At 47.4% G+C, this 14,152-nt stretch carries 9 protein-coding genes; 1 reads left to right on the top strand and 8 read right to left on the bottom strand.

From position 1 onward, the window contains the following. Window positions 1-117 precede the first annotated feature (117 nt). The 3 genes from KUA49_RS10395 to KUA49_RS10385 form a co-directional block, all read right to left on the bottom strand. Window positions 118-516: a hypothetical protein gene (locus tag KUA49_RS10395; RefSeq protein WP_218411375.1), complete on the bottom strand. Its 399-nt coding sequence runs from the start codon at window positions 514-516 to the stop codon at window positions 118-120. Between the two features lie 75 nt (window positions 517-591). After that, complete coding sequence (locus KUA49_RS10390) at window positions 592-1,281, bottom strand: phosphatase PAP2 family protein (RefSeq protein ID WP_218411376.1); 690 nt, start codon at window positions 1,279-1,281, stop codon at window positions 592-594. 22 nt (window positions 1,282-1,303) lie between these two features. After that, window positions 1,304-3,211, bottom strand: coding sequence for an LTA synthase family protein (locus KUA49_RS10385; RefSeq protein WP_218411377.1), 1,908 nt, complete (start codon window positions 3,209-3,211; stop codon window positions 1,304-1,306). A 162-nt stretch (window positions 3,212-3,373) separates the two neighbouring features. On the opposite strand from KUA49_RS10385, the gene KUA49_RS10380 reads away from it, so the two are divergent. Further along, window positions 3,374-3,793 carry a helix-turn-helix domain-containing protein gene (locus KUA49_RS10380; RefSeq protein WP_218411378.1) on the top strand — a complete coding sequence of 140 codons (420 nt, stop codon included), beginning with the start codon at window positions 3,374-3,376 and terminating at the stop codon, window positions 3,791-3,793. Between the two features lie 98 nt (window positions 3,794-3,891). Here KUA49_RS10380 and KUA49_RS10375 read toward each other — a convergent pair whose 3' ends face one another. The 5 genes from KUA49_RS10375 to KUA49_RS10355 all read right to left on the bottom strand — a co-directional run bounded on the left by KUA49_RS10375 (window position 3,892) and on the right by KUA49_RS10355 (window position 14,108). Continuing rightward, a complete protein-coding gene (locus KUA49_RS10375; protein ID WP_218411379.1) occupies window positions 3,892-4,509 on the bottom strand; it encodes a sigma-70 family RNA polymerase sigma factor in 618 nt (205 codons plus the stop codon). A 193-nt stretch (window positions 4,510-4,702) separates the two neighbouring features. Continuing rightward, window positions 4,703-7,651: a PD-(D/E)XK nuclease family protein gene (locus tag KUA49_RS10370; protein WP_218411380.1), complete on the bottom strand. Its 2,949-nt coding sequence runs from the start codon at window positions 7,649-7,651 to the stop codon at window positions 4,703-4,705. A 17-nt stretch (window positions 7,652-7,668) separates the two neighbouring features. Then, on the bottom strand, window positions 7,669-10,941 hold the full coding sequence (locus KUA49_RS10365) for a UvrD-helicase domain-containing protein (protein WP_218411381.1): 3,273 nt from the start codon (window positions 10,939-10,941) through the stop codon (window positions 7,669-7,671). A 68-nt stretch (window positions 10,942-11,009) separates the two neighbouring features. Continuing rightward, window positions 11,010-13,115 carry a DUF5686 family protein gene (locus tag KUA49_RS10360; protein ID WP_218411382.1) on the bottom strand — a complete coding sequence of 702 codons (2,106 nt, stop codon included), beginning with the start codon at window positions 13,113-13,115 and terminating at the stop codon, window positions 11,010-11,012. 120 nt (window positions 13,116-13,235) lie between these two features. Beyond that, window positions 13,236-14,108 carry an RNA polymerase sigma factor RpoD/SigA gene (locus KUA49_RS10355; protein ID WP_203038514.1) on the bottom strand — a complete coding sequence of 291 codons (873 nt, stop codon included), beginning with the start codon at window positions 14,106-14,108 and terminating at the stop codon, window positions 13,236-13,238. Window positions 14,109-14,152 lie beyond the last annotated feature (44 nt).

The following is a 14,152-nucleotide window of genomic DNA, read 5'->3' as shown; positions in this document are numbered from 1 at the left end:
CTTTGCAAACGTTATCCTGAATACAATCTTTTTACCTTAAAGAAACTAATACCTTATGAATAGAAGTGCCCCCACTGTGAAGTGGAGGCACTTTGTTTTTTTAGTATGAGGAGTGAATTACTTCTTTTCTGCAGCTGTCTTGCGGAATGTCTCGTTCTTTACAACCAACTTGCCCTCTGCGATGTCAAGTGTAGCCTGATCCTTTACGTCTGCATCGAGACCCTTACGGTCGAGAGTGATGTTAGCCTCAGTTCCCTGTGGCTTTACTTCCAGTTCCCACTTGTAATACTCTTTGTCGAGTTTTGTGGTCTTTGCAGTGAAGTCTGCATTGAGGGTAATCACACGCTCGCCGTCTGCACTCTTATAGTCGCCAGCTGCTGCTGCCTGGAATGCTGAGTCGGTTACTACTTCTTCTACTGGAGCTGCTGCCTCTGCTGGAGCTGCTGCCTTCTTCTCTGAGCATGCTGTAAATGCGAGCATACCCATGGCGAATGCCATCAAAGTTAATTTTTTCATTGTTTTCTTCTTTAATTATAGTTAATAATGAAGTTTAATTTCTTTCTATCTATATATATAATAATGTGTATGGAGCTATATGATGTAACACATCACTCCGCTTATCAGCAGCATGACGGCAAAACTGGCTATGCCTATTGTGATAGGTATATAGTCTTGTTTCAGTCTTTCCTCATGCTTGTAAAACTGGATGGTATAGCTCTTGAAGAAGAACTGATACACCAGGAATACGATAGTGGCCATGGTAAAGCCAATCATCATTCCCACAAGCAGGTCGCCTGGGTAATGTACTCCGAGATAGGTGCGGGAGTAACTGATTACTGTAGCCCATATCATAAGGAATATATTGAGCTTCCTGCTTCGTGCCAGATACATGGCAAAGAATGCTGCTCCCCATGAGTTGGCAGAATGGGAAGAAGGAAAACCGTATCTGCCGCCTCGGTAATCGTTTACCACATGAACCAATGGTGAGATGGGATTGTCTAAATTACTAGGACGTAGTCGTTCCACCATGGGCTTGAGTAAACCTGAAGCTGTCTGGTCACAGAGCAGAATCAGTAGTGCTACCGCCAGTATGGTGATGAGAGTCACCTTCCAGTGAAAGTTGCATATCATTACCCAAACGAACGTAGCATAAAAGGGAATCCAGATGAAGCGATGGCTCGCCATCATCATGAAATAGTCGAAAAACTCGCAGTGCATACCATTGAAGAACAGAAAGACCTGAGTGTCTATCTGCTCTAATTGATGTATGATTTCTAACATCTTATTCTATTTTATCTTTTTATTATTTGCTTGCCAGGTCATCATACAGCTTCTGTAAATATGCCTTGCCGCGTTTCAAGTTATAGCCTTTTTGCCCCTTGTCGTAAACCACCTTTTGCAACTTGTTGTCATAGATGATGGAGTTTTCTTCTGATACTACGCCAAAGAGATCTGGCTTGGTAAAGAAGGCGAACTTTGGGGTGGCATCGCTCATCATGTTCTTGCTGAACTTGAAGTCATTGTGATTTACCCCGAGTTGTGCAAGGAGAGTGGCGGCAATATCCTGCTGCGAACCGATGATGCCTACTTTCAGAGGACGGGAAATAGCGCCTCCTGCCAGGATGAGCGGTATCTGATAACGACTGCGGTCGGAATCATTGAGCCCTTCCTTGTATCCACCCACATGGTCGGGTACAAATACGATGAGTGTATTCTTCCAACGTGGCAGTTTCTTGTACTCTCTGACGATGGCACCCATCACGCTGTCTGTATAGGCGAAGGCGTTGAGACGTTTGTCTGCCAATCTGTGGTATGGAACCTCGAAAGGCTCATGGCTGCTTGAAGTCTGGAATACTCTGAGCATCGGATGTTTTGTGTTTTGCTGAGCTTTGATGTCTGCCATCAGTTTGTTGGCCACCAGATGGTCTGGTACGCCCCATTTGCTCATCCTGTCTGCCAGAGGAAAATCCTTGTCTGCTATGATGTTTTCGTATCCTTGTGAAGTAAGGAATGAACGCATGTTGCAGAAGTCTGCGTCGCCACCATAATAATAGGTGGTCTGATAGTGGCGTTGGTCTATCAGACTCTTGGCTATAGATGGCAACTGTGCTGTCTTGTGTGGATAGCGCATGATGCTTGCCGTAGGCTGAGCCGGATATCCGCTTAAGATCGAAACCAGACCTCGGTCGGTGCGATAGCTGTTGGCATAGAATCTGTTGAAGAGGATACTTTCCTGTGCAATGGAATCCAGGCAGACGGCTACATCCTTGTAAGTACCCATCGACGGCATGATATCGCTGGCGAAACTCTCCATGATGACGATAAGAATGTCGGGTGTACCTTTTTTGAAGGTTGCCTCGTTAAGGAGCGGATAAGTATTCTGATCGCTGGTGCTAATCATGCTCTCAAAGAGTTGGGTAGCTTCCTTGTCATCCATGAAGCGGTATTGGTCAGCAAAATCTTCCTGATGTGTGATTGACTCGAAGAAGCTGAACAGTGGGTTTACTGCAGCGTGGTTCAAAAATGCATTCGGGCTGAAGTATGCCTGTCCCGTATTCATGGTTGATACGGTGATGCCGCCACGGATAGGGATAAAGAGGAGTGTGGTGAGAAGCAGCAGGATAACGGAAGTGCGCACACGGTGACGGTCAAAGTCGCTGTATCCTCTTCTTCCGCCGCCGAATTCTCCGAATCCGTAGTTGCTGTATCTGCTGTGGTAGCTGCGCTTCTTTCCACGCATGCGGAGCAGGAACCAGATGGCAACGGTGAGGACTACCCAGAGCAAAAAGGTGAGTACCACTTGCCAGATGCTTACGCTAGCTATAGCGTCTGCTGGCGATGTGAGGAAATAGAAGAGGGGAGTACTATCCAGCGGGTACTTCCAATATGGATAAAGACTTGCGTTTACCAGAAAGCTGCATGTGATAATCAATGAAGTAATTACGAAGTAAACGTTCATGATAGGGCGTATCAGATCTTTCTTGAACCAGATGGCAGCAATAGACAGAATGCCTGGGATGACAGAAAGATAACCTGCCATCGAAAGGTCAAGAGGAAGTCCATGCCAGATAACAGCTGGCATGTCTGCGAAAATATTATCAATAGGTTGAGTTGCGGCTCCCTTCTCCAAAATGAGAAACAAGGGCTTCTGCAAAACAAACAAGACTACTAGCGTAGCATAAGTTTTAACAAACCATAGAATCTGCTTCATATAAATCGTTAATTTACTATTATAATAATGTATTCGTATGCAAAATTACTCATATTTTCTGAAATAAACAATTATTTCAATGTTTTTTTTTAAAAAAGTGGAAAAAAATTTGGTTGTTCGAGAATTTTGCCGTATCTTTGTTGTATTAATTTATTACGCGCTATGGCTAAGTATAATATTCAACCCAAAAAAGAGAAAACAGCAAGGTATCAGACTTTGTTGAGCGAGGAGACTAAAGACCGCCTCCGCGATGAGATTATCCGTCTGATTGTAACGGAGAGAAAATACAAGGATCCTGAGTATAACTCTAAGAAGTTGGCAGAGGATCTGAATACTAACTCTCGTTATATTTCAGCAGTGTGTGCCACTCGATTCCACAAGAATTATTCTGAGTTGGTCAATGATTATCGTGTTAATGATGCTATGTCACTTCTTACTGACAAGCGCTACGCTAAGATGAGTGTAGAGGACATCAGTGAGATGGCAGGATTCAGTACACGACAGAGCTTCTATGCTAATTTCTATAAGCGTATCGGTATTACACCACGTCAGTACCGACTTGACCACTTACAGACAAAATAGATTATCTGAAAGAAAAGAGGCTATGCTAATCAATTGTTGCATAGCCTCTTTTTGTGTTGTTTCCTTAGGAAGCTTTGTTGTTTCCTTAGGAAGTTTTGTTATTTTCTAAGGAAATGTTTCAAAACCTTGCTGGTTGTTTTTCTTGATATCTGGCGAATCGCCTTGTCTCTTATCTGACGTACACGCTCTCGCTTCAATTGCATGTCTTCTGCAATTTCTGCCAGGGTTTCGTGTGCTGTGCCGATTCCATAGAACTTGCTGATAACGGTTCTGTCTCTTTCGTCAAGTTCTTCAACACAACGCTCCAAGTCGTTAAGCATCTGCGTGAAAGCTGTATTGTCGTCTGCCATCTTCGCATCCTTGTTCACAAGGATGTCGAGCAGGGTGTATTGGTTGCCCACACTCAGCGGAGCATCAATGGATACTGCTTTGGCAGCATTGCGAGGTGCATACTTCTTCTGGTCTTTTGGCACTCTGTAAAGAGCCGATTGCTTGTCTATCGCCTGCTGCATCGCCTTGCGGATAAAAGGGGATGCATAGGCAACAAACTGGGAACCTCTGGTTTCGTCGAACTTCCGGGCGGCCATGATCATAGCCAATGTTCCCTCACTTACCAGGTCGTCGAATTCCACACCATTGCCACGATACTGGTTGGCTACCGACTTCACGTAGTTGAGATTCTCGCTTACTATTTTGTTGGTTTCTCTTTCTGTCATATTTCTTATGCGTTTTATCGATGATTGATAATCTGTCTCACACTCAAGCAGAGAGATTCCCCGGTATATAAGACCGGGGGATTCTCTACTGCAAAAATACAGAGAATTATCTAAAGAAACAAATTTTGGCTTCAAATAATGCTGTATTTTAACATTTAATCTGTATTGTTCACGTGCATTCTCTGTTATCTGCTTATTTGCAGAGTGCTGCATACGGACAGTAGATGCATCTCTTCTTGTCCTCCGTAGGCTTCAGTGGCACGGCTGGGTTGTAGATATCCGCAAGCAGCGAACGGAGATGTTCCGTGAATTCTGCTTCAAGTGGTGCCACATCAGAGAGCAATTCTTTTCCCAATTTCAGCGTTGGATCGTAATCTTCTGAACCGGCATTCTGAATGAATAGCAATCCCGGCGATACCGGTTCCTGTGCTGGATTGAATCTTCTGTCGTTCTTTATAATCAGCGAGTACAGGATAGCCTGCAGATAGTAGTCGCTATGTTTGTTCATTGCCTGTGGAGTGGTACCGAAGACTTCTTCGATATCCTTTGGGTGAGATGTTCTGGAGTGGCCTGTCTTATAGTCGATGACTCTGATGCGTTCGGCAAGATTTCCGCTGGCTGACGGATTTCCGCTGGCTGCCACGGAGTCGAGACGGTCGATGAAACCACCAATCCTAAACAGTTTCTGACCTCTTGCCGTTGCTACCCCCAAAGTGGTAGATACCACAATCTCCATACCGATGATGGTGAATGGTGCCTGGCGGCGGTCGATGGTGATGAGCTGGCGCAAATAGCTGGCTATCACCTCCTTGTTGATGAGCTGCAGACCATTGTATTTAGGGTGATAGTCTGAACTGCTCACCTTGAACAACTCTTCTCTGAAGGCCTGGTCCACCAATCTGTAAACCAGCGAAGTATCCTTTAACGCATGATCCAAGTTGTCTGCTGTGATGACGATAGGACGGATAAGTCGCTGCTTTCCCTGGTCATCCGTAGCAATGTCGTCTTTGCTGGCAAAAGTGTAGTAGAACAATTCCGCAGCTCTATGGAAGATGTTACCGAAGATTTTGTTGTCCACTTCGTCCTCATCAATCTCGTCAGGTTCCAGCAAACCTTTCACATATTTATAATAGAATTGCTTCTGGCATCTCTGATAGGTGTTGAGGAAGGTTGGCGTTATCATCTTGATGTTGTCGAGCACAGCCATCACTTCATCTGTCTTCTGGGCATCGCTATAGGCAGGACGCAGCGGTTTCTGTCCTGCTACCAGGGTCTTGCGCTTGATGGAATGCTGGCTTTCTACCATCATCTGCAGCATGAATCGGCTCATTTCTCCCGACTGTCCGTCTTCCGTGGCATTGTTGTAGGTGAGCGTAATGTCGTGAGCTCTCTGCAACATGCTGTGGAAATAGTAGGCAAAGATAGCCACCTTGTTCTCTACCGTGGTAAGTCCATACGCCTTGCGCAGCGTGTAAGGGATGAACGAAGAGTCGTTTACCCCCTTTGGCAGTTTACCCTCGTTGCAAGAGAGAACCAGGATATGGTCGAAGTCGAGGTTTCTGGTTTCGAGTACACCCATCACCTGTATTCCTTCTGCCGGTTCACCGTGGAACGGAATCGAGGTGGTTTGGATGAGTTGCTGAATCAGTCGTTCCAGCGTGATGATATCCACCTGTAAATCCCCTGCGATAATCAGGTCTTGCAGACGGTTCAGGAGTGTGTAGGTGCGATAGAGCGACTCGTGGAAGAGAGGGTCGTTCAAATCCTTGGCATGGGTTCCGATGGTGCGGAGCACGTCGAGCAGATAGGTGATGAGCTTTCTGTTATATTCATCCTGACTTGCTGTTGCTTCTTCCAGATTGCGGAATAGGAGAGTGAGTCCCTCGTCGCCATCCATGCTCAGGAAGTCTCTTGATGGATAGAAGCGCTTCTGTTCGTCCAGCTTTGCCAGCAACTTGGTATATTTCTCGCTGATATAGCGGGTGTAGGGATGGCGCAGGGCGATGAGTACATAGTGTAGGCGATAGGTGTCGCCTTGCTTGGGATGCCCGATTCCCTGCAGCTGGATGAGTTGCTGAATCAAGCTGTAGAAAGGTGTCTGCTGAAGAGGATAACCAATTGTGATATTGATACTTTCCACTTCTTGTGGAAGTGAATGTATAACGCTCTGCAGCAACGATTCGTCGCTTAATACAATGGCCACGTTGCGTCCCATTTTGTATCTGCCATTCTCTTTGAGCCATGAGTTGACATACCTGGCCTGTATATTCTCTGTTGGTGCAGAGATGTAGGTGATGTCCTTGTTCTTCGTCATGTTGTTGTAGATTTCCTGCTGCGGATAATCTGCCAGTTCGTTGGGATAGTATGGCAAGTATTGGCGGATGTAGTGACCCGCCTCGTTGTTGCCATCCATGTAGTATTGGTCGTAATCCCAATAGAAGGCAGCCTTGCCTTGCTTCTTGAGTCGGTCGAGCAGATTGAGTTCTACCACCTGCATCATGTTGAATCCCACAAAAAGATACTTCTTGTGTCTGAATTCAATGCTTTCGTTGCTCACCACGCTGCGATAGAGTGCACCTTCGTAGGCAAGTCCCTGCTCTGCCATTCGCTGGTTGAACTCGGTATAGATGTCGTAGAAATGACACCAGAGCTGCAGGAATCGTTTCTTGAGTTCTGAATTGTGGTCGTCAGTGAAGTTGCTGAAGAACTTTCTGATCATCTCCTTCTGGTAATCCGTGAGATAGGAAACATCATCCAGCTCATGGATATCGCTCAGGTTGGCGAAGAGTTGCTTGGCGTCCACCATGTTCTTGTCCACATCGTCGAAGTCGGCAAGCAGCAACTGTCCCCAACCATAGAAATGGTCCAGGGTCTCGTCGATGCCTGTACATTTCACGAAGGTCTTGTGCAAATCGCAGATAGATTTGATAGGGTCAGCAACCTTCAGGTCCGAGTGGCGTCGGAAGAGGTCGCTGATGGTGATATAGGTGGGAGTCCAGATAGGCTTATGTGCCAACTGTGCCAGGTAGCTGTTGAGGAATAGTGATGCTCGCTTGTTAGGGAACACCACTGCGATGTCGCTCATGTCGGTACCGTATTTTTCCAACATGTCTTTTGCTACTATCTTTAAGAATGCTTTCATATTGCTGATTTGCTATTTTATTTCACTTCTACTATTTTGTTGGGATATACATACCATAGGTAGCCTTTTACGTTCGGATGTCCCATGCCCGAAAGCAGGTCCATGTATCCCTTTACCTGGTCGTGATATTCCTGACGGGGTTTACCGAACTTGAAATCCACTACGATGGTCTCATTCTCGTCTTTCATCACGCGGTCTGGTCGGTGCACCTCCATCTTTCCCTTGTTCATGCTGATGATGGAACACTCGTTGAATATTTCCCAACGATCAGAGAACCAGTCGTTTACCTTGTCTGATTCCAGACGTTTTCGAATCATCTCTCTCACTTTCTCCTTAGAGATGTTTTCGTCGTAGAGCACGCCGTCCAGCTCCAACTGCTTGAGTGCGCCGTCGATGTCGTCGTGGGTTCTGATGGTAGAGAAGAGACTGTGCAGCACGGTACCCATCTTGATGTAATACTTCTGCTGCTCTTCCTCTTCATCTCCCACGATGAGGTCGCGACTCTTGTTACTCTGCTTGAATTCAGGCATCTTGGATGATACGATGATTTCTGTCTCCATCATTTCCGAAGGGAGCGTGAATACATTCGAGTTGAGCTTCATTTCCATGACCACCTTTTTCTTCGGTATATATGGCTCGCCATAGGTGAAGACGATGTCTGAGGTTTTGCTGTCGGTACCCAGTCCATGAATTTCTACCGGAACTTCCTTGTCTTCGGCTAATGGCGAAATGGACTCCTGTGCCTTTTTCAGTTTCTCTGCCACCTGGTCAAGCGACAGTTCGATGATGCTGGAGCGATAGTTCTGGGTGGCACGTTTGCCGAAGACATAGAGATTATGTCCGGCTCGGGTGAATGCCACGTAGAGCAGGTTGAGGTTGTCTACCATGTTTTGCAGATGCTCGTGATGATAGTCTGGTTCATAGATGCTCTGTTTCATCTGACCGGCACTGAAATCCACAGGTACGAGTGGCAACTCATTGTATGGTTCCTCCTGCGGCGTGCACCAGATGGTATTCGATTTCTCCAGCTGCCAGTCGCAGTAAGGCATGATTACGTGGTCGTACTCCAATCCTTTACTTTTGTGGATGGTCAGTAGTCTGATTCCGTCGGTACCGTCACAGTGGATACTCTTTCCGTGAAGATTGGCATCCCATTCCTGCAGGAAGGCTTCGATGTCGCTGCTGTTGTCTGCGAGGAAGGCATTCAGCTTGTCGTAGAATGCGCATACGTAGGCACTTTGGGCTTTCATGTCTTCTACTTCGCCCAGTCGGAACTCTGTGAAGAGTCGTTCGGTCAGGTCGAGCAGGGGAATCTCCAGATATTCCTGTCTGTTGCTGGTAAGCAGGTTCACCAGTTCTTCGCTGTCCAGATAGGTCAGGGCATACTTAAGCAGGGTGGCACGGGCGATGTCATCGTTGGGGTGCATCAGGTAATGAAGGGCGGTGACGAGTGTCTGCACTGCCTGCGAAGCATCGAGTCGGAATGCCTCATCCGAAACCATCTCGTAGTCGGAATGGTTCATGAAGTATTCTGCGATGTCCTGGATGGTCTGGTTGTTGCGCACCAGAATGGCGATTTTGTTGGTTGGCACACCGCGTGCCACCAGTTTGTCCACCGTCTCTAGACAGAGTTGCATCATTCTTTCGCCTTTTCCTTTGCCTGTGCTCTCGTCGGCAGTATCCTCGTCTTCCTGGGTCTTGAGCAGTTTGATTTCCACGTAGCCTTGTGCTCTTTTGTTTGCAGGCACTTTCTGCTCCACGTCAGCGTAGGCATTGAGCAACTGCTGTGCTTCTTCCGGCATGGCTTCCTTCAGGTTTTCGTATTCCTGCTTGGCTGCCTCAACGAAGAAGGCATTGTTGAAGTCGATGACGTTGCGGTCGGAACGGTAGTTGGTGTCGAGGGTTTCTATGTCGAGCTGTTTCTTCGGATTAATGAATTCCGACTCGATGTTGTTGAGCAATCTCCAGTCTCCTGAACGCCAGCGATAGATGCTCTGCTTCACGTCGCCTACTATCAGGTTGCCGGCATCCTCGCGGCTCATGGTTTCTTCCAGAAGCACCTTGAAGTTCTTCCATTGTATGGTACTGGTATCCTGGAATTCATCTATCATCACATGATTCAGTTGGGTACCTATCTTCTCGAAGATAAACGGTGAGTCGCTGTCCTGGATGAGTGAGTGCAGCAGCGTCTGGGTGTCGCTGAGCAGGAATCTGTTTGCCTCCTGGTTCATCGTTCTCACCTTCTTGTCGATACTGCCCAGCAGGCGCAACTGGTTGAGATGCTTCACGGTCAGGTCGGCGCTCTTATACATCTTGACCAATGTTGGTCGGTGCTGTTCTGAGAACTGGAGGATAGGATAGAGCACGGAAGATACCTGCTGATAGAGGTCGGTGTGATTCTTCACGTCCGCTTTCTTCACCCAGTTGTCCGGACTTTCCATGCACTTGGTGAAGGTCAGGTTCAACAGGTCATCATCGCTGTACTTTCCATTCTTGATTTTGTTGAAGTAGCTCCAGATGCCTCGAGTCTTTCCGCTCAGGTCATCAGCAGAATATCCGCCTTCTTCGAGTGCATCAAAGAAAGATGCGGCAATTTCGTCAAACTGCTCCTTGGCTTTCTTCTTGATGTTCTTCATCTTCTCCTTGAATCCCTCGAAGAATCCGTCTTCGGCCATACGCTCCGACAGTTTGTCGGCGTTTTCCTTATAATAGTCACGGAAGATATGCTCGCCAAACGACTTGATCTGGCCGATTACATTCCAGCCCTTGTCGTCTGCGATGTTTTCCTTGATGTATTCCATAATCCAGAAGAGCAGCTTGTCAGTGTCTTCCAGACTCTCGATGAGTTCATCCACAGCCTGTTGTTCCACCTGGTAGTCGTTGAGTCCGATGCGGAGGTTGGCAGTAAGATCCAATTCTCGTGCCAGGTTTCTCAATACACTCTGGAAGAAGGTATCGATGGTCTGCACATGAAAATAGTTGTAGTTGTGGATGAGCAGTCGGAGTGCCGCTTCTGCATTCTTTCTGATTTGTGATTCAGACAGATGTGGCAATGCCTCATGTATCTGGTTCAGATATTGGTCTGACTCCGGCAGATGATGGGCGATGCCATAGAGCTGTCCCAGGATACGCAGTTTCATCTCTTCCGTCGCCTTGTTGGTGAAGGTGACGGCTAGGATGGTGCGATAGGCATAGGGATTGTCTATTACCAGAGTCATGTATTCGCGAGCTAGAGTAAAGGTTTTACCTGAACCGGCACTCGCCTTATAAACAGTAAGTTGTGATTTCATATCTTGTTATCTTTTTATTTTTTTTATTCATAGGATGCGCTTCCTGTTTCTGATATAGCCTATGAGCGCTACCAGTTTCTGAACAGCTCGAAGCCGAATCGGCAACCTACACCGTCAAATTTCAGTTCCCTGAAGGCGGCAAAGAACCCCAGTGATACCAGGCGGGTGCTCAGTCCGTATCCCCATTCTGTATAAGGGGTAAGATGCTTCACTACCAGACCGCTGATGTAGAATCGCTCTTTCTCGAAATATCTTCCCACCAGCGGCAGCCATGCCGACAGGATGATAGGTGCCTCGTAGGTACAGTTGGCACGCAGATAGTAGTCGCTGGCGTTATACCATTGTGAGGAAAGCAGCTCAAAGTCTCCCGTCCATTCGTCGTTCCAGCCTCCAGGAATGTTGTTGTTGTGGAAGTTGGTGTAATCCACGAAGTCCCAGTGGGCTGTGCGCATGGTATAGAATCCTGTGCCGAAGCGCATGGAGTAGGAGCGGCGACGGGAAGCGTAGAGAATGGTCTGGGCATCAAACTCGGCTCTACCGTAGTCGATGTTGCCGCCCCATAGATTCTTGATTCCCTGTTCGTAGTCAAACTTCAGTATGACGCCTTTCTCGCCCTTGGGCCTCCATTCCAATCCGAAGGCTGGTGCCACAGATTTATATTTGTCGGGATAGCCTATCTTGTGATAGAACTCCGGTCTCACGGCAACACGGTTGTGTGAAACCATGCCCAGTTCGAAAGCCCATTTCGGGTTGAATCGCCAATGGTTGGTCAGGCGATAGTATTGGTCTTTAAACTCTGTATAGTCTGTTTTCCCGTCTTTGATGGCTGGAATCACGCTTGGTGAGAAGTCGCCGATGCTATCTTTCGATTCGATATATCCCAGCGCCTGTCTAGCCACTCGGTTGGTGTTGATTCTGTTTCCGTTACCCACCTGGAATTGCAGAAATCCCTCGTGCTTGGCATTGTAGTTGAATCTGGCAGGCACATTGAAGTAGAAGCGGTGCTGCTTGAAACTGTAACCGCCTTTTATACCCAGCGATATCTGCAGGTTCCTGTTGAAGGCATATTCGCCTCTCAGGTTAAACTTGTAAACCACTCCCTTTTTCTGTGAATATCCCATGTAGAGGGGATTAAAGATAGGGTCGATTCTGAAATATCCCTGGCTCTCTTTGCCGAATCCGCTGGATATGCGATTGAGCAGGTTGTCGCCCACCACATCCCACAATACATCCTTCACGAAGTCGGTCTTCTTTTCTTCTTCAGCTGCTTTTTCCTGTTTCTTTCTTCTTTCCATCTTATCGTAGTAATCACGATAAATCATCTCCTCATCCGTGTTGAGCTTGATAGGGCGGACTTTCGCCATCAGGGTAGTATCCTCTGCATTGTTGAGGCTGTCGCTTAATATTTTCGGCAGGTCGTAGATGGTGGTATATTTGCCCGTAATCTTGTTGCCCATAAACTGGAAGTTGGCTCTCAGGTCGCATTTCGCGGGTCCGAGCGTCTTGAATCCTTCCTTGCCCATTGTCAGCGAGATGTAGAATCGGGTCATGTCGTATTCGCCCTCGAAGTCGCAGAGGTATATCTGTCCGTTCTTGACGTGTACGATGGCTCGTGTTTCTACCAGTTGGGTATTCTTGATGCGCGGATAGGCATAAACCTGGGCCATGCCGTAAGGCAGGGGAGTGACGGAGTATCTGTAGTATCTCCTGTTGGTGCGGTGGAATGGCGACAGGATGTTTTCCTGGAAGAGCGTTTCTCCATATACGTTCGGGGTCATGTAGTTCAACACCGATGTCATCGTGTTTCTGCGATGAGGGATGGTGCTGAGGTTGAGCTGACGGCTGATGTGGGGAGAGCCTTTTTCATCCACCGTGATACGGTTGTAAAACTCGGTGATAAACTTTCTTCCGGCTCCATGCGAAATGGCATACATTGTAGGCACGAGCATGAGGGTGGCGTTGCGCTTGTTGGTGCGCATCTGGAACTTGGTATAGGCATAGCTTGTTCTGTTGCCTCTGCCCGTGGTATCAACTTGCTGGGCATAGCAGAATATGCGGCGCATCACCGAGTCGGTGAGAGCGTCGCTCTTATCGCATTTCTTAGCGCTTGCCGTAAGTGGCAGGCAGCATCCTGCGACAGTCAGGGCTATGATGTGAAGTAGATACCTGTTCATATAGATATAAAAAATCGGGTGAGGCTGATTGCCGCACCCGATTGCAAAGTTACTAATTTATATGTAAATGTCCAAACCTTTATCTGTTTTATTACATCTTTTTATCTTTAAATATGGGTTTTATCCCAGATATTTCATAAGAATGCCGATTTTTCCCGACTCTCTGAGCTTGGTGATGCTCTTTTCCCTGATCTGGCGTACGCGCTCACGGGTCAATCCCATCTTGTCGCCAATCTCCTCAAGTCCTTTCTCGGTCTCATCGATACCGAAGCAGGCACAAACTATCTTGCGCTCTCTTTCCTTGAGGCATTTGCTCAGAACCTGCTTCAGCTCCTGTGCCATACTCTCGTGGTCCACATGCTTGTCGGTTCGGCTGTCATCGCCGCTTGACATCACGTCGGCCATCGAGTTATCGTCGTCCTCGCCGAATGGGGCATCGATGCTCACGTGGTGTCCGCTTGCCATGATGCTCTGCGTAATCTTGTCTTCATCCACTCCGGTTCTGTCAGAAATCTCCTGAACGCTAGGGCGTCGCTGGTTTTCCTGTTCGAACTTGTTGATTTCCTGGTTCACCTTGTTGAGCGAACCCACCTGGTTCAAAGGCAGTCTCACGATTCTGCTCTGCTCGGCTATAGCCTGTAGGATACTCTGGCGAATCCACCATACTGCATACGAGATGAACTTGAAGCCTCGGGTCTCGTCAAAGCGCTCTGCTGCCTTGATGAGGCCGATGTTGCCTTCGTCTATCAGGTCGGTGAGGGTAAGCCCCTGGTGCTGATATTGCTTGGCTACAGACACAACAAATCGCAGGTTGGCTTCTACCAACTTGTTCTTGGCTCTCTCTCCGGCTCTGCCACCCTTGCGGATAATCTGCGCCAGTTCTATCTCTTCGTCGATGGAAATCATAGGAGCTCTGCCTATTTCCACCAGATATTTATCGAGTGCCTCACTATTTCGATTGGTTATACTTTTCTGTATTTTCAGCTGTCTCATAATAACTATTCCCTCTTTCTTTTAGTTACACAATAATGCAAAGA

Origin of the sequence: Segatella copri, from assembly GCF_019249655.2 — a bacterium.
Classification (GTDB): Bacteria; Bacteroidota; Bacteroidia; order Bacteroidales; family Bacteroidaceae; genus Prevotella.
Note: the sequence above shows the minus strand (reverse complement) of the source record. Positions and strands in the feature narration are given on the sequence as shown.